The following is a 15,243-nucleotide window of genomic DNA, read 5'->3' as shown; positions in this document are numbered from 1 at the left end:
TCACTGTCCAAGGCCCGTCGTGATCCGCTTCGTCGATGTCCACAAGTCCTACCGCGTCGACGGCAAGGACATCCCCGCCCTGCAGCCTTTCAGCCTGGACATCGCCGACGGCGAGGTGTTCGGCATCATCGGGCATTCGGGCGCCGGCAAGTCCACGCTGATCCGGCTGATCAACCTGCTGGAGCGTCCCAGCGGCGGCAGCATCCTGATCGACGGCACCGAGATGACCGCGCTGGGCGATGCCGCCCTGCGCGCGCAGCGGCGGCGCATCGGCATGATCTTCCAGCACTTCAACCTGCTCAGCTCGCAGACGGTGGCGGACAACATCGCCTTTCCGCTGCGCCTGGCCGGCGAAACCGACGCCGGCAAGATCAAGGCGCGAGTGGACGAGCTGCTGCGCCGCGTGGGCCTGGAGGCGCATGCCAGCAAATACCCCGCGCAACTTTCGGGTGGCCAGAAGCAGCGCGTGGGCATCGCCCGTGCGCTCGCCAACCGGCCGTCCATCCTGCTGTGCGACGAGGCCACCAGCGCGCTGGATCCGCAGACCACCGCCTCGGTGCTGGAACTGCTGGCCGAGATCAACCGCGAGCTGAAACTCACCATCGTGCTGATCACCCACGAGATGGACGTGGTGCGCCGCGTGTGCGACCGCGTGGCGGTGCTGGACGCCGGCCGCATCGTCGAGCACGGCGCGGTGGCGGACGTGTTCCTGCATCCGCGGCATCCGACCACGCGGCGTTTCGTCAACGAAGCGCTGCCGGAGGAAGCCGCCGGCGAACTGGCTCCGTATACCCATGTGCCGGGCCGCATCCTGCGCCTGTCCTTCCGCGGCGAAGCCACCTGGACGCCTGCGCTGGGCCGCGTGGCGCGCGATACCGGCGTGGACTTCAACATCCTGGCCGGCCGCATCGACCGCATCAAGGACCTGCCCTACGGCCAGCTCACGCTGGCCATGCAGGGCAGCGGCGTGGACCAGGCGCTGGTGGCGCTGCGCGCCGCCGGCATCGAGATCGAGGAACTGAACCGATGAGCGCGCCGCTGCTGCAAAGCCTGTTTCCGAACATCGACGACTGGGCCGAGCTCGGCCACGCCTGCATCGACACCTTGCTGATGCTCGGCGGTTCGCTCGCGCTTACCGTGCTGATCGGCCTGCCGCTGGGCGTGCTGCTGTATCTCACCGGCAAGGGCCAGCTGCGCGAGATGCCCAAGCTGTATGCGGCGCTGTCGCTGGTGGTGAACATCCTGCGTTCGATTCCCTTCATCATCCTGATGATCGTGCTGATGCCGCTGACCTATGTGCTGGTCGGCACCAAGCTCGGCATCCGCGGCGCGATCCCGCCGCTGGTGATCGGCGCGGCACCGTTCTTCGCGCGCCTGGTCGAGACGGCGCTGCGCGAAGTGCAGCGCGGCGTAATCGAGGCCAGCCAGGCGATGGGCGCCAGCACCTGGCAGATCGTGCGCCACGTGCTGCTGCCGGAGGCCCGCGGCGGCCTGATCGCCGGCACCACGGTCACCGCCATCGCCCTGGTCGGTTATACCGCCATGGGTGGCGCGATCGGCGCCGGCGGCCTGGGCGACCTGGCTTATCGCTACGGTTACCTGAGCTACAAGTCGGACTACATGTTCGTCACCGTGGTGCTGCTGATCGTGCTGGTGCAGCTGCTGCAGATGGTCGGCGACCGCGTGGTGGCCCGCTTTGCAGGGAATCGCCAATAAGGGAATCGGGAATAGGGAATAGGAAGAGCGGCGCTGCAAGCTGGCGGTGTTTGCTCTTCCCTATTCCCTATTCCCCACTCCCTATTCCCTCAAAGGCATATAGACGGCTATTCTGGTGCGTCGCACAAGGATCCCGCCCCATGAAGAAGCTGCTCGCCGCCCTGACCGCCCTGCTCGCGCTGGCCGGCTGCTCGTCCTCCGGTTCCGGCGATGCCACCGCCGGCGGCCAGAAACTGGTGGTCGCCGCCACCGCCGTGCCGCACGCGGAGATCCTCAAGCAGGTCAAGCCGCTGCTGGCCAAGGAAGGCGTGGACCTGGAGATCAAGGTCTTCGCCGACTACGTACAGCCCAATACCCAGGTGGCCGAGAAGGCCATCGACCTGAACTACTTCCAGACCAAGCCCTACCTGGACGAATTCAACCGCCAGCGCGGCACCCAGCTGACCATCGTTACCGGCGTGCACATCGAGCCGTTCGGCGCCTACTCGCGCAAGCTCAAGAACATCGCCGAGCTGTCCGACGGCGCCACCGTCACCCTGCCGAACGACCCCAGCAACAACAGCCGCGCCCTGCTCCTGCTCGCGCGCCACGGGATCATCACGTTGAAGGACCCGAACGACGAGCTGGCCACGCAGAAGGACATCACCGCCAACCCCAAGCACCTGAAGTTCCGCGAGCTGGAAGCGGCGATGCTGCCGCGCACGCTGGACGAGGTGGACCTGGCGCTGATCAATACCAACTACGCGCTGGCCGCCGGCCTCAATCCGACCAGGGATGCGCTGCTGATCGAGGGCAAGGACTCGCCCTATGTGAACTACCTGGTCGGCCGTCCCGACAACAAGGACGACCCGCGCGTGCAGAAGCTGGCCAAGGCGCTGACCAGCCCCGAGATCAAGGCCTTCATCGAGCAGAAGTACCAGGGGGCGGTGTTGCCGGCGTTCTGAGCGGCGTCTTCTCCGTCATGCGAAAACGCCGGGCAGTGCCCGGCGTTTTCTTTGCTCGTCATTCCGGCGCAGGCCGGAATCCAGTGGCGATGGCGCTTGGTTGTCGCGATAAACTTCAAGAGCGCATCTTTAGGCGTATCCGCTCCATTTAGCGTGTTGGCACTGGATTCCGGCCTGCGCCGGAATGACGAGCGTGTAGCAAATTACAGCCGGTCTCTCAGGCCCCCTCTTCGACCGGCACGGGAATCTCGAACACCTGCCGGAGATAGGTCACGTAGGCCTTGTCCTCGCACATGTTCTTACCCGGCGAATCGCTGAGCTTGGCCACCGGCTGGCCGTTGCAGCGGATCATCTTGATCACGATGTTCAGCGGCGTCGGGCCCACGTCGTTGGTGAGGTTGGTGCCGACGCCGAAGGCCAGCAGGCAGCGCCCGCGGAAGTGCTCGTACAGCTGCATCACCTTGGGGATGTCCAGGCCGTCGCTGAAGACCAGCACCTTGCTGCTCGGGTCCACGCGGTTGGCGCGGTAATGCGCCAGCACGCGCTCGCCCCAGGCGAACGGGTCGCCGGAATCGTGGCGGGTGCCGTCGAACAGCTTGCAGAAGTACATGTCGAAATCGCGCAGGAAGGCGTTGAGGCCGTAGACATCGGACAGCGCGATGCCGAGGTCGCCGCGGTATTCCTTCGCCCAGGTTTCCAGCGCCGCCACCTGCGAATCGCGCAGGCGCGGACCCAGCGCCTGGTGCGCCTGCAGGTACTCATGCGCCAGCGTGCCCAGCGGGGTCAGGCCCAGCTTCCAGGCCAGCCAGACGTTGCTGGTGCCGGCCAGCTTCGGGCCCAGCCCGTCGCGCAGCGCTTCCACCACTTCGGCGTGCCATTCGCGCGAGAAGCGGCGGCGCGTGCCGTAGTCGGCGATGCGGCAGCCTTCGTAGCCGGGCGTATCGCGCAGCAAGGCGATCTTGTCGCGCAGGCGCTCGCGCCCCTCGTCGAGGCCCAGGCCGGGATGGGCGTTACGGAAGTACACCTCGTTGACGATGGCCAGCAGCGGCACCTCGAACAGGATGGTGTGCAGCCACGGACCGACGATGCGGATCTCGATCTCGCCATTGCCGCTGGATGCCGGTTCGATGCTTACGTACTTGGCGTTGAGCTGGAACAACCCGAGGAAATCGATGAAGTCGCTCTTGATGAAACGCCACGAGCGCAGGTAGGCCAGCTCGTCCTCGCTGAAGCGCAGGCTGCACAGCGCGTCGAGCTCGGCGCGGATCTCCCCGATGTACGGCACCAGGTCGATGCCCGGGTTGCGGCACTTGAAGCGGTATTCGACCTGGGCGGCCGGATAGTGGTGCAGCACCACCTGCATCATCGAGAACTTGTACAGGTCGGTGTCCAGCAACGAGCGGATGATCATCGGGGATCCACAGGGGGAGGAGCGGCGCGAGCCGTCGCCGATTATCCCCGCGCCTCGCGGCGAAACGCGAGCCTGAGAAAAAACCATGAGCCGGAAAAATGAAAACCCCGGTAGCCAGGGGAGTAGCTACCGGGGTCTTGTCAGGCCGTCCTCTACAAAGAGGGGGAGAAAAAGAGGCGGCCCCCGATGGTGCGATCTTCTGCCCCATCTCATTTCGCCTCACGGCGATACGGGTGATTAGTGCGGTCGCCCCCGGCTTAGTTCAAGAGCGAATTTAGATCGGTTCAGGTTTCCGCCAGCTTCGGGAAAACCCGGGCAAAATCCCGCATCTTGTTTTCGATCGCAACCGTCTGTTTTCACGGCCATGCCGGGCTCCGGGGCCATGCCACAATGCGCCGCTTGCCAACCCCGAGAATCGCCGATGCTGCTGCGCCTTCTATGCCTGCTCGCCCTGCTTGCCGCCCTGCCCGCAGGCGCCGCCGAGCTGAAGATCGACCTGGGCCATGGCGCGAAGACGCTGGAAAGCAGCCAGCTGGCAACGCGCCCGGATGCACGCACGATCGATATCCCGCAGGACGTCGCCTACCGCCGCGCCATGCGCTACCGCGCCGTGCCGCTGAAGGCGCTGCTGGCCGGCGCGACGGCTGGCGACCATCTGCAGTTCGTCGCCAGCGACGGCTTTGCGGCCGAGGTGCCGGCGGCCCTGGTCCTGGATGGCCACGGCGCCGAGGCCTGGCTGGCGATCGAGGATCCGCAGCAGCCCTGGCCCGCCCTGCCCGGCAAGAGCCAGGGCGCCGGGCCGTTCTATGTGGTGTGGACGCGCCCCGAGGCGGGCGGCGTCAATCCGGAGCAATGGCCTTATCAGCTGGCCGCGATCCGCAAGCTCGACGCGGTGGCGGCGCGCTTCCCGGCCATGGCGCCCGATCCCGCGCTGGCCACGGGCAGCCCCGAGCGGCGCGGCTTCGAGGTGTTCCAGCACATCTGCCTGGCCTGCCACACGCTCAACGGCCAGGGTGACGCCAGGCTGGGGCCGGATCTCAACGTGCCGTACAACCCCACCGAATACCTGCGCGCCGACCTGCTGCGCGCCTACGTGCGCGATCCGCAAGCGCTGCGCCACTGGCCGCAGGCGAAGATGCCGGGCTTCGACGCCAAGGTGCTGAGCGACGCCGACCTGGATGCCCTGCTGGCCTATCTGCGCCACATGGCCGGGCGCAAGCACGGCCCCTGAGTCAGCGCGCGGGCTCCTGCAACCCCGCAGGCGCGGCCTCGCCCAGATAGACGTCCATATCCAGCAGCCCCTGCTCGCGCGCCACCAGCACCGGCACCAGCATCTGGCCGGTAACGTTGGTCATGGTGCGCATCATGTCGAGCACGCGGTCGATCGCCACCAGGTAGCCGATGCCCTCCACCGGCAGGCCCGCGGAGCTGAGCACCAGGGTGACCATCACCGTCGCCGTGCCCGGCACGCCCGCGGTGCCGAACGAACCGAGCACCGAGGCCAGCAGGATCACGAAATATTGCGCAGGTTCCAGCTGCAGGCCGAAATACTGCGCCACGAAGATCGAGCTGATCGCCGGATAGATCGCGCCGCAGCCGTCCATCTTGATGCTGGCGCCCAGCGGCACGGCGAACGAGGCATAGGCCGGCGAGACGCCGAGGTTCTGCGTCACGCTGCGCAGCGCGACCGGCATCGAGGCGAAGCTCGAGGACGAGGTGAAAGCCACCTGCATCGCCGGCAGCACGCCACGGAAGAAGCGGCGCGGGCTGAGGCCATGTGCCAGCAGCAGGCCGCCGTAGACCACCACGATCTGCACCGCGCAGGCGGCATACAGGGCGAGCACGAACTTGCCCAGCGGCAGCAGTTTTTCGAAGCCGTAGCCGGCGACCAGCGCGGCAATCAGGCCGAAGGTGCCGATCGGCGTCATCTCCAGCACGAAGCGGGTGACCTGGATCATTGCGTCGTTGGCCTCGCCGAACAGCTCGCGCAGGCGCGCGGACTTCTCGCCGATCTTCACCAGCGCCAGGCCGAGCAGGCCGGCGAAGAAGATCACCTGGAGGATCTTGCCCTCGGACAGGGCACGGAACGGGTTGGTCGGCACCACGTCGAGCAGCACCTTCACCGCCGACGGCACTTCGCGCACTTTGTAGTCGCCGGCCATGGTCAACTGGCCCACGCCGAGGCCGGGATCGGTCAGGTGGCCAACCAGCAGCCCCACGCCCACCGCGAGCGCCGCCGTCAGCGCGAACCACAGGAAGGTACGCCCTCCCAGCGCCGCCATGCGCTGCACGCCGTGCAGGCTCGACACGCTGTTGACCACCGCGAAGAACACCAGCGGCACCGCGATCATCTTGATCAGCGCCACATAGACATCGCCCAGCGGCTGGAACCACGCCACGGAGCCCGGCCCGCACAGCCAGCCCGCCAGCGCACCCAGCACGAAGCCCGCCAGCACGCGCTTCCAGAAACGGATACCGAGCCACCAGGACACCAGCTTCAAGGGCCTTCTCCAACCACGCGAAAGCCCCGACCTTACACCCGGATTGGCCGTCTGGACGTCCAGACGGCGACACAGCGTTTCCTTTTGGGAACGATCCAGGCCGGCTAGGCCGGCCCCGCCGGGACTTCCGCGGCAAGACGCCGCAGCTCGCGATCGCGCTCGTCCTTCGACAGTTTCGCCAGGCGGCGCACGTCGGCATAGAACAGCGGCCACTGCCCTTCCGCCTGCCGGAACAACGCCGCGAAGGCCGGCTTCCACTGGTCGTAGAGGCCGAACGGCAGCAGGCGCGCATTGTTGATCGGCGCGGCCACCCAGGCGTCGTAGCGGTGATGGTCAGGCCAGTTGGTATCGCGCCATTGGCGGTAGCGCTCGCGGAAGGCGGCGATCTCCGCCTGCTTGGCCGCTTCCAGCGTGGCCTCGTCGCCGCCCTTGGCGTAGGCCTGGCGCAGGCGGTCGCGCAGTTCCAGCACCAGCTGGGTGAAGCCATCCTCCTCCGCCTGCTCGTGCCCGAGCAGCGGCGGCAGCTTGCGCGAAGCGCGCCACTCCTTCAGGCCCTGCTCCTGCACGAAGCTGGCGAAGGACTCGTTGAAGGCGCTGTCGTCGCGCACATAGACCAGCTGGTGCGCCAGCTCGTGGAAGATGGTGCCGGCCAGCTCGTCGTCGTCCCAGCGCAGCATGCTGCTGAGGATCGGATCGGCGAACCAGCCCAGGGTGGAATACGCGGAGACGCCGCCGACGTAGACATCGTCGCCGTCCGCCTTCAACCGCGCCGCCTCGCCCCTGGCCCTGGCTTCATCGAAGTAGCCGCGATAAGCCACGCAGCCGGCGACCGGAAAGCAATGCCGCACGGCATCCACCGAATAGCGCGGCGTGGCGAACACGTTCCACACCACGTAGGGGCGGTCGAGTGCCACATAGCGCGTGTAACTGCGGTTGTCGGGCAAGCCCAGCCGGAGCGAGGCGAAGCGGCGCGCCTGCTGCGCCAGCTCCAGGCGACCGGCCAGGGCCGGCTTGGTCGCCGGATCGGCGATCACCCGCTCGACCGCGCGCTGGTTGAACAGCAGCTCGCCCTGCCCATGCGCCACATGCGCGTAGTAGCCCAGGCCGCCGCAGGCGGATAGCAAAAGGCCCACCGCCGCGAGGGCGATGAGCCTGTTCAATCGTTGCGGCAACCGCCTGCCCGGATAGCTCATCAGGGAATTGTGCCGGGCCGGCCCTCAGCCGGCCAGGGCAGGCTCAGCGGCCGTGCCCGTTCCAGTGGCCGCCGCGGCCGCCGCTCCAGTTGCCGCGATGGCCGCTCCAGTTGCCGCCACGCCAGTTGCCGCCGCCGCGGTAGTAGCGGCCGCCGTGATCGTGCCAGCGCGAACCGCCGCCATACCACACGCCACTGATGCCCACCGTCACCGGCGGGGCGTAGCAGCAGCCGTAGTAGCCGCCGCTGTAATAGGTCGGCGCGTAATAGCCGTCGTCGTAGACCACCGTGCGGCCCGAGCCGTAATACGCGTCGCCCACGTAGCTGGAGCTGCGGACGTAGCTGTAGCCAGGGTCGTAGTAACAACCCGACAGGGCCGCGGTGGCGGCGACCAGGGTCAGGCCGGCAAGCAGGCGTTTCATGGCGCACCTCGCGGTTTGATGAAACCACGCTAGGCCCGCCGCGTTGAATGCCCACTGAGCGGATTGCCACCTGCCACGGGTGTTTGACCCGGGCCGGCCGCGTTCAGAATCGCGGGCGCGCCAGTTCGCTAAGGAAGTGTGAGAACAGGTCCGGCTGCATGATCAGGGTGAACGCGATGCCATAGGCCGCACCCCACAAGTGCGCGCTGTGGTTGACGTTGTCCGTGCCCTGCCGGTCCATCCAGATCGAATAGGCGACGTACAGCACCGCATAGACGATCGCCGGCATCGGGATGACGAATACCACCATGCGTGCCCACGGCATCCACAGGATGAAAGCGAACAGCACCGCCGACACCGCTCCCGAAGCGCCCAGGCTGCGGTAATTGGGGTTGTGCCGGTTGGCCAGGAAGGTCGGCAGGATCGAGACCACCAGCGCGCCGATGTAGAACAGCAGGAAGCCGGTGCTGCCCAGGTGCGCGGCGTACCTGGGCTCCATCGCGCGGCCGAAGAAGAACAGCGTGATCATGTTGAACAGCAGGTGATAGAAGTCGGCGTGGATCAGGCCGTAGGTCACCAGGCGGTGGTATTCCTTTTTCTTTTCGATCGCCGGCGGCCACAGGATCAGGTCGTCCATCAGGCGTGCGTTGTTGAACGCCACGAAGGACACGATGCAGGTGACGGCGATGATGAGCAGGGTGATCAGCATGTACGGTTCTCGTCCGCGGGTACGGCAAAGCGCGCATCTTCGCCGCCCGGCGGCGCCTTGTCGACCTCGCCCGCCTGCGTCCGGCCACGTATGATGCGCGGCTACGCGTTTCTTTCCCCCGCCACACCCTCCCCTCATGCCTCCCATCCGCTATCTGCATCTGGACGTCTTTGCCGCTTCCCACGGCGGCGGCAACCACCTCGGCGTCGTCACCGACGCGACCGGCTGGAGCGACGCGCAGATGCAGCGTTTCGCCCGCTGGACCGACCTGGTCGAGACCACCTTCCTGCTGCCGCCGTCGACGCCGGACGCCAGCTATCGCGTGCGCATCTTCACCCCGCACAAGGAAATCCCCTTCGCCGGCCATCCCAGCATAGGCAGCGCGCATGCCGTGCTCGAATGCGGCCTGGCCACGCCGCGTGACGGCGTGCTGTGGCAGGAATGCGGCGCCGGGGTGCTGCCGATCCGCATTGAAGACGCGGGCGAAGCGCGACAGTTACTTCTGCAATCGCCGCATGCCACGGTTGAGAAAACCGGCGCCGACGCGCATCCGCTGCTCGCCGCCGCCTTGTCCGGCATCGGGCTAGGCGCGCTGCCGCCCGCCTATGTCGCCGGCGGCCGCCACTGGTGGCTGGCCGAATGCGCCGACGAAGCCAGCCTGCGCGCCTGGCAGCCGGACCACGCCGCCATCGGCGCGCTGGCCCGCGCCACCGACAGCCTGGGCCTGTGCGCGTTCGCGCGCGCCGCGCATCCGGACGACATGCCTTCTGAGTATGGGCTTGTGGTGCGCGCCTTCCCCGCCGGTGTCGGCATCGTCGAGGATCCGGCTTCCGGCGCCGCCAATGGCCTGATCGCCGCCTATATCGCTCACGCCGAGCCGCACGGCCCGCTGGCCGCCGGCTATACGGTGAGCCAGGGCCGCGAGATCGGCCACGATGCCAGCCTGCGCGTGCGCATCATCGACGGCACGATCTGGATCGGCGGCCGCACCCATACGGTGGTCGATGGCACGCTGCATTGGAACGGGCACGCGTGAAACTCCCCGCCGCCCACGCGGATGCGCGCATCTGGGTAGACGCCGACGCCTGCCCGGTAGCGATCAAGGAAATCCTGTTTCGCGCCGCCGAGCGCGAACAGGTGCAGGTGACCCTGGTCGCCAACCAGTTCCTGCGCACGCCGCCCTCGCGCTTCGTGCGCGCCGTCCAGGTGCCCGGCGGCTTCGATGTCGCCGATGCGGAAATCGCCAACCGCGTGGCGCCGGGCGACCTGGTGGTGACCCAGGACATCCCGTTGGCCGCCCAGGTGATCGCCAAGGGCGCGCTGGCGGTGCATCCGCGCGGCGAGCTGTTCACGCCCGATACCATCGCCCAGCGCCTGGGGATGCGCGATTTCATGGAGGAATTGCGCGGCGCGGGCGTCGATACCGGCGGCCCGGCCGCGTTCCATCCGCGTGACAAGCAGGCGTTCGCCAACCAGCTCGATGGCTGGCTGGCACGCCTGCGGCAGGCGCGCAAGGCTACTCCTTAGTCCTTCAAGCCGGCGCGGCGCGCGGCCACCATCGCCAGCGCCGACCAGTCCACGTCCTCGTCGCCCAGCGCCAGCGTCTCCAGCAGGCTGTCGCGCAGCACGCTGGCGAACGGCAATGGCACGCGCGTGGCGTCGGCGGCGGACAGTGCCAGGTTGATGTCCTTGTAGCCCAGCGGCAGCGCGAAGCCGGCCGGCTTGAAGCGCTGCTCGGCGATCAGCTTGGCGTAGCCCTGGTAAGGCGGCGCGGCGAACAGCGTGCTGGTCATCACGTGCAGGAAATCGCCCGCGCTGACCCCATGCGCGCGGGTCAGCGCCGAAGCCTCCGCCATGCTTTCGATCGCCGCGCCGAGCATGAAATTGCCGGCGATCTTCACCACGTTGGCGCGCTCCGCCTCCTCGCCCATCGGCCAGATCGCACTGCCCATCGCTTCGAGCAGGGGCCGTACGCGTTCGAGCACCGCCGGCTTGCCGGCGACCACGATATTGAGGCGGCCAGCCGCCGCCACGTCCGGCCGGCCAAACACCGGCGCGGCCACGTAATCCAACCCGCGCTGCGCATGCGCCGACGCCAGTTCGCGCGCCAGGGCCACCGACACGGTGGCGTGGTTGACGTGCACGGTGCCCTTGTCCATCTCCTCGAGCAGGCCGCTGTCCAGCACCACCTCGCGCACGGCCTGGTCATTGGACAGCATGCTGAACAGCGCTTCGCCCTGCGCCGCGCGCTGCGGCGTGCTGGCCACCTTGGCGCCCAGCGAAGCGAGCGGCGCGGTCGCCTCCGGCGAACGGTTCCACACCGTCACGCTGTGGCCGGCCTTGAGCAGGTTGCTGGCCATCGCGCTGCCCATGGCACCGAGGCCGATGAAACCGACTTTCATGGATAGCTCCTCAAACACGGGAATACGAAAAAGCAGACGCGCCACCGTGCGCCACGCCGGGTGGATGGAACGTGACTCAGGCCGCCTGCCCCGCGGCCTGGCCCGAGGCCCATGCCCACTGGAAGTTGTAGCCACCCAGCCAACCGGTCACGTCCACGACCTCGCCGATGAAGTACAAGCCCGGCACCAGCTTCGATTGCATGGTGCTGGACGACAGGCCGTCGGTATCGACACCGCCCAGCGTCACCTCGGCCGTGCGGTAGCCCTCGGTACCGCTGGCGACCAGCGGCCAGTCGCGTAGCTGCGCGGCGATCGCGTCCAGTTCGGCCGGGCGGTACTGCTTCATTGGCCGGCTTTCGAACCACAGCTCGCACAGGCGCTGCGCCAGGCGGCGCGGCAGCAGGTCGGCGAGCACGTTCTTCAGCTCCATCGCCGGGCGCGTGTCGCGCTGAGCCTGCAGCCAACCCGCCGCATCCTGGTCGGGCAACAGGTCGATGCGCAGATCGTCGCCGGGCTGCCAGTACGAGGAAATCTGCAGGATCGACGGTCCGCTGACGCCGCGATGGGTGAACAGCAGGCCGGCGCGGAAGCGGCGCTTGCCTACGCGGGTCTCTACCTGCGGCAAGGCCAGGCCCGACAGATCCTGGTAGCGCTCCTGGTGCTTGCCGCTCAAGGTCAGCGGCACCAGGCCGGCGCGGGTCGGCAGCACGTTATGTCCGAACTGCCGCGCCAGTTCATAGCCGAAGCCGGTGGCGCCCATGCTGGGAATCGACAGGCCGCCGCTGGCGACCACCAGCGATTGCGCATGCACTTCGCCACGCGCGGTGTGCACGGCGAAACCCTCCTCGGTCTTGCGCACTCGCTCTACCGCGCAGCTGGTTTCGACCTTCGCCCCGGCCGCCGCGCATTCGTCCAGCAGCATGCGCACGATCAGCTTGGACGATTCGTCGCAGAACAGCTGGCCCAGTTCCTTCTCGTGATAGGCGATGCGGTGCTTTTCCACCAGCGCGATGAAGTCCGCCGGCGTGTAGCGCGCCAGCGCGGACTTGGCGAAATGCGGATTGGCGCAGAGGTATTGCGCCGGCGTCACGCCCAGGTTGGTGAAATTGCAGCGCCCGCCGCCGGACATCAGGATCTTCTTGCCCGGCTTGTTGGCATGGTCGACCACCAGCGCGCTGCGCCCGCGCTGCCCCGCCGCGATCGCACACATCAGGCCGGCCGCGCCCGCGCCGATCACCAGTACGTCTACCTTCACGCCATCACCCGCCCTAGCTGCAAGGGGACGGATTATCCCCTACCCGCGTACACTTCCCCACCGGTTTCCACTTGCGAGATGCATCCATGCCTTCCTTCGACGTAGTTTCCGAAGTCGACAAGCACGAACTCACCAACGCCGTCGACCAGGCCAACCGCGAGTTGGCCAACCGATTCGACTTCAAAGGTACCGACGCCAAGTTCGAGCTGGAGGAGTTCGTGATCACCCAGCGCGCGCCGAGCGAATTCCAGCTGGAGCAGATGCTGGACATCCTGCGCGGGCGGCTGGTGTCGCGGAAGATCGACGTGCGTGCACTGGACGTGGCCGATCCGGAGACCAACCTGGGCGGCTCGCGCCAGAAGATCACCGTCAAGCAGGGCATCGAGCAGCCGGTGGCGAAGAAGCTGGTGGCGTCGCTGAAGGAGGCCAAGCTGAAGGTCGAGGCGCAGATCAACGGCGACAAGCTGCGCGTGACCGGGAAGAAACGCGACGACCTGCAGCTGGCGATGCAGGTATTGCGCAAGGCGGAGGTGGAGTTGCCGTTGCAGTTCGACAATTTCCGCGACTGACCTCCACCGCCTGGCGTAGGTTGGGGTGAGCCGCAGGCGAACGCCAACATCGCCACTTTCATGTGCCCCGCAATGTTGGGGTTCGCCTGCGGCTCACCCCAACCTACTCCGCGTTCGTTCGACGCCTTCAGGCCTTGCCCGCCACCACGTTCACGCTCAACGCAATGATGAACACGTTGAAGAAGAACGCGATCACGCTGTGCAGCAGCGCGACGCGGCGCAGGTAGCGGCTGGTGATCTGCACGTCCGACACCTGGAAGGTCATGCCGATCACGATGGCGAAGTACGCGAAGTCCCAGTAGTCCGGCTCCGGCGTTTCGGGAAACTGCAACCCTTCGTGCTTCTTGCCGAAGTCGCCGTAATAGCCATGCGCGTAATGCATGGCGAACATGGTGTTCATGAACAGCCACGACAGCACGATGCTGCCCGCGGCCAGCGCGATGGAAGCCATGCCGCCTTCCGCGCCGCCATGCAGCTCGGCACCCAGCGCCACCATCACTACGGCAGTGAGGATGATGGCGCTCCACAGGAAACCCCAGCGCCCGGTGTCCTGCGCGCGTGCCTGGCAGCGCATCAGTTCCGGACTGGCGCGGCCGAACAGCACGGCGAGCAGGCTCAGATAGACCAGCGCCGCCAGATCGAAGGCCAGCAGCAGCGCCATCGATGCGCGCGTCCCACAAGCGAGCAGGCCGGCCAGCGCGGCGGCGAAGATCGCCATCGACAGCATCAGGCGCGGCCGCGCGCGCAGGTAGTGGAAACGCCGGTGCGTCCTGGGCCTGGCCTTGGCGTGGGCTGTGCTGTTCATCGCGTCCTCCTGGAGATGGGCGACCGCGATGATAGCGATGACGTCAGCCCGCGCGCAGGTCTTCGTAGTCCGGATGACGACGCATCCAGGCATTGGCGTAGGAACATGCGGGCCGCACCTTCCAGCCTTGCTCCCGCGCATGATCCAGTGCGGCTTTCACCAGGGCCGAGGCGATGCCGCGACCTTCCAGCGGCGGCGGCACTTCGGTGTGGGTGATCGTCATCACTTCTCCCGATGGCGTGGGCGACAGCGTGTAGTCGAGCACGCATAGTTCCAGGTCGACCGAGGTTGAAAAGCGGCGCTCGTTGGGCTGATGCTGGATGTCGTAGCTCATATTGCTGGCCGGAACGGATGAAGTCCTCAGCTTAGGGCACGCGGCGTGCGTGCGGTCGTGAAAGGCACGCAGCGATTGTCATCCATGACTTCGCTTCGGGCGTTCCTGTTGCACCGCCCCAGGAGAACCCCATCCATGCCCGTCTGGAACCGCCGCCACTTCGTCCAGGCCTGCCTCGGCGGCCTCGCCGCGCTGCCGCTCGCACGCGTGCGCGCCCTGCCCGGCGGCGCGCCGGCCTGCCGGCTCAGCGCGGAGCAGACGGAAGGTCCGTATTACCTCGATCGCGCGCTGCTGCGCCAGGACATCACCGAGGGCAAGCAAGGCCTGCCGCTCACGCTGGAATTCGAAGTGCTCGACAGCCGCACTTGCCGTCCGCTGAAAGATGTCGCGCTGGAGATCTGGCATTGCGATGCGCAGGGCGTGTATTCGGGCTTCGGCCACGACCACGGCGGCGGTCCTGGCGGCCCCGGCATGCCGCCTCCCCCGCCCGGCCCGCCGCCGCGCGGCGCCATGCCTCCAGGCGGTCCGCGCCCCGGCGGCGGCCATCCGCCGCATGCGCAGGCCAGCGATGCGCTGACTTTCCTGCGCGGCGCGCAGCTTGCCGATGCGCGCGGCAAGCTGGCGTTCCACACCATCTTTCCCGGCTACTACGCCGGACGCTGCAACCACATCCACCTGAAGCTGCACGTCGGCGGCATGGTGCAGGACGGCCATTATCGCGGCGGCCATACCGTGCACACCGGACAAGTGTTCTTCCGCGAAGAAGACACCAGGGCCGCGATGGCGACGGCGCCGTACCGGCGCGAACGCCTCGCGCGCACCACCGTCGACCAGGACGACATCTACGCCTCGCAGCATGGCGCGCAATCGGTGGCAGCGATCACCCGCGATCACCAACAAGGCCCGTGGCGCGCACGCCTCACGCTTACGGTCGATCCCGGCCAGACCAGCCGCGAAGGCTCCTGAGCACGCGGCTCAACAAC

At 67.4% G+C, this 15,243-nt stretch carries 17 protein-coding genes; 8 read left to right on the top strand and 9 right to left on the bottom strand.

Annotation, left to right across the window (positions count from 1 at the left end; all coding sequences use genetic code 11):
• Positions 1-19: 19 nt before the first annotated feature.
• From BM172_RS07265 to BM172_RS07255, 3 genes are all read left to right on the top strand, one after another.
• The gene (locus BM172_RS07265) at positions 20-1,030 is read left to right on the top strand and encodes a methionine ABC transporter ATP-binding protein (protein WP_026636208.1); all 1,011 of its coding nucleotides are present in this window, start codon (positions 20-22) and stop codon (positions 1,028-1,030) included.
• Complete coding sequence (locus BM172_RS07260) at positions 1,027-1,716, top strand: methionine ABC transporter permease (protein WP_026636207.1); 690 nt, start codon at positions 1,027-1,029, stop codon at positions 1,714-1,716. Before BM172_RS07265 ends, BM172_RS07260 begins: the two co-directional genes overlap by 4 nt.
• A 140-nt stretch (positions 1,717-1,856) precedes the next feature.
• Entirely contained in the window at positions 1,857-2,660 is an 804-nt protein-coding gene (locus BM172_RS07255) for a MetQ/NlpA family ABC transporter substrate-binding protein (RefSeq protein ID WP_026636206.1), read from the top strand.
• A 217-nt stretch (positions 2,661-2,877) separates the two neighbouring features.
• Here BM172_RS07255 and pncB read toward each other — a convergent pair whose 3' ends face one another.
• A complete protein-coding gene (gene pncB / locus BM172_RS07250; RefSeq protein ID WP_026636205.1) occupies positions 2,878-4,071 on the bottom strand; it encodes a nicotinate phosphoribosyltransferase in 1,194 nt (397 codons plus the stop codon).
• Positions 4,072-4,492: 421 nt separating this feature from the next.
• Between pncB and BM172_RS07245 the strand changes: the two genes are divergently transcribed.
• Positions 4,493-5,302, top strand: a complete 810-nt coding sequence (locus tag BM172_RS07245; RefSeq protein WP_026636204.1) for a cytochrome c — start codon at positions 4,493-4,495, stop codon at positions 5,300-5,302.
• Between the two features lies 1 nt (position 5,303).
• Here the strand turns inward: BM172_RS07245 and BM172_RS07240 are convergent, their stop codons facing one another.
• The 4 genes from BM172_RS07240 to BM172_RS07225 form a co-directional block, all read right to left on the bottom strand.
• Positions 5,304-6,572 carry a dicarboxylate/amino acid:cation symporter gene (locus tag BM172_RS07240; RefSeq protein WP_026636203.1) on the bottom strand — a complete coding sequence of 423 codons (1,269 nt, stop codon included), beginning with the start codon at positions 6,570-6,572 and terminating at the stop codon, positions 5,304-5,306.
• Positions 6,573-6,676: 104 nt separating this feature from the next.
• Positions 6,677-7,705 carry an aminopeptidase gene (locus BM172_RS07235; protein ID WP_026636202.1) on the bottom strand — a complete coding sequence of 343 codons (1,029 nt, stop codon included), beginning with the start codon at positions 7,703-7,705 and terminating at the stop codon, positions 6,677-6,679.
• A gap of 103 nt (positions 7,706-7,808) precedes the next feature.
• Positions 7,809-8,186 (bottom strand): hypothetical protein, encoded by a 378-nt coding sequence (locus tag BM172_RS07230; protein WP_035323764.1) that lies wholly within the window; start codon positions 8,184-8,186, stop codon positions 7,809-7,811.
• Positions 8,187-8,289: 103 nt separating this feature from the next.
• Entirely contained in the window at positions 8,290-8,895 is a 606-nt protein-coding gene (locus tag BM172_RS07225; protein ID WP_026636201.1) for a rhomboid family intramembrane serine protease, read from the bottom strand.
• A gap of 136 nt (positions 8,896-9,031) precedes the next feature.
• Between BM172_RS07225 and BM172_RS07220 the strand changes: the two genes are divergently transcribed.
• Both BM172_RS07220 and BM172_RS07215 read left to right on the top strand, forming a co-directional pair.
• On the top strand, positions 9,032-9,931 hold the full coding sequence (locus BM172_RS07220) for a PhzF family phenazine biosynthesis protein (protein ID WP_026636200.1): 900 nt from the start codon (positions 9,032-9,034) through the stop codon (positions 9,929-9,931).
• Entirely contained in the window at positions 9,928-10,422 is a 495-nt protein-coding gene (locus BM172_RS07215; RefSeq protein ID WP_026636199.1) for a YaiI/YqxD family protein, read from the top strand. Before BM172_RS07220 ends, BM172_RS07215 begins: the two co-directional genes overlap by 4 nt.
• Here BM172_RS07215 and BM172_RS07210 read toward each other — a convergent pair.
• Both BM172_RS07210 and BM172_RS07205 read right to left on the bottom strand, forming a co-directional pair.
• Complete coding sequence (locus tag BM172_RS07210; RefSeq protein WP_026636198.1) at positions 10,419-11,297, bottom strand: NAD(P)-dependent oxidoreductase; 879 nt, start codon at positions 11,295-11,297, stop codon at positions 10,419-10,421. The two genes, BM172_RS07215 and BM172_RS07210, sit on opposite strands and share 4 nt — an antisense overlap.
• A gap of 76 nt (positions 11,298-11,373) precedes the next feature.
• Positions 11,374-12,552 carry a BaiN/RdsA family NAD(P)/FAD-dependent oxidoreductase gene (locus BM172_RS07205; protein WP_026636197.1) on the bottom strand — a complete coding sequence of 393 codons (1,179 nt, stop codon included), beginning with the start codon at positions 12,550-12,552 and terminating at the stop codon, positions 11,374-11,376.
• Between the two features lie 86 nt (positions 12,553-12,638).
• On the opposite strand from BM172_RS07205, the gene BM172_RS07200 reads away from it, so the two are divergent.
• A complete protein-coding gene (locus tag BM172_RS07200; RefSeq protein WP_026636196.1) occupies positions 12,639-13,121 on the top strand; it encodes a YajQ family cyclic di-GMP-binding protein in 483 nt (160 codons plus the stop codon).
• Positions 13,122-13,248: 127 nt separating this feature from the next.
• On the opposite strand, the gene BM172_RS07195 is transcribed toward BM172_RS07200, so the two are convergent.
• Together BM172_RS07195 and BM172_RS07190 are read right to left on the bottom strand one after the other, a co-directional pair.
• Positions 13,249-13,926, bottom strand: coding sequence for a DUF1345 domain-containing protein (locus BM172_RS07195; RefSeq protein ID WP_026636195.1), 678 nt, complete (start codon positions 13,924-13,926; stop codon positions 13,249-13,251).
• Between the two features lie 43 nt (positions 13,927-13,969).
• A complete protein-coding gene (locus BM172_RS07190; RefSeq protein WP_026636194.1) occupies positions 13,970-14,260 on the bottom strand; it encodes a GNAT family N-acetyltransferase in 291 nt (96 codons plus the stop codon).
• A gap of 135 nt (positions 14,261-14,395) precedes the next feature.
• Between BM172_RS07190 and BM172_RS22465 the strand changes: the two genes are divergently transcribed.
• Positions 14,396-15,226, top strand: a complete 831-nt coding sequence (locus tag BM172_RS22465; RefSeq protein ID WP_051548922.1) for an intradiol ring-cleavage dioxygenase — start codon at positions 14,396-14,398, stop codon at positions 15,224-15,226.
• Positions 15,227-15,243: the final 17 nt, after the last annotated feature.

This window comes from Dyella marensis, from assembly GCF_900112865.1.
Classification (GTDB): domain Bacteria; phylum Pseudomonadota; class Gammaproteobacteria; order Xanthomonadales; family Rhodanobacteraceae; genus Dyella_D; species Dyella_D marensis_A.
Note: the sequence above shows the minus strand (reverse complement) of the source record. Positions and strands in the feature narration are given on the sequence as shown.

Coding starts and splice junctions, on each gene's coding strand:
- BM172_RS07255 (WP_026636206.1), top strand. CDS start 1,857: ATGAAGAAGCTGCTCGCCGCCCTGACCGCCCTGCTCGCGCTGGCCGGC.
- BM172_RS07195 (WP_026636195.1), bottom strand. CDS start 13,926: ATGAACAGCACAGCCCACGCCAAGGCCAGGCCCAGGACGCACCGGCGT.
- BM172_RS07245 (WP_026636204.1), top strand. CDS start 4,493: ATGCTGCTGCGCCTTCTATGCCTGCTCGCCCTGCTTGCCGCCCTGCCC.
- BM172_RS07225 (WP_026636201.1), bottom strand. CDS start 8,895: ATGCTGATCACCCTGCTCATCATCGCCGTCACCTGCATCGTGTCCTTC.
- BM172_RS07230 (WP_035323764.1), bottom strand. CDS start 8,186: ATGAAACGCCTGCTTGCCGGCCTGACCCTGGTCGCCGCCACCGCGGCC.
- BM172_RS07220 (WP_026636200.1), top strand. CDS start 9,032: ATGCCTCCCATCCGCTATCTGCATCTGGACGTCTTTGCCGCTTCCCAC.
- pncB (WP_026636205.1), bottom strand. CDS start 4,071: ATGATCATCCGCTCGTTGCTGGACACCGACCTGTACAAGTTCTCGATG.
- BM172_RS07210 (WP_026636198.1), bottom strand. CDS start 11,297: ATGAAAGTCGGTTTCATCGGCCTCGGTGCCATGGGCAGCGCGATGGCC.
- BM172_RS22465 (WP_051548922.1), top strand. CDS start 14,396: ATGCCCGTCTGGAACCGCCGCCACTTCGTCCAGGCCTGCCTCGGCGGC.
- BM172_RS07200 (WP_026636196.1), top strand. CDS start 12,639: ATGCCTTCCTTCGACGTAGTTTCCGAAGTCGACAAGCACGAACTCACC.
- BM172_RS07260 (WP_026636207.1), top strand. CDS start 1,027: ATGAGCGCGCCGCTGCTGCAAAGCCTGTTTCCGAACATCGACGACTGG.
- BM172_RS07190 (WP_026636194.1), bottom strand. CDS start 14,260: ATGAGCTACGACATCCAGCATCAGCCCAACGAGCGCCGCTTTTCAACC.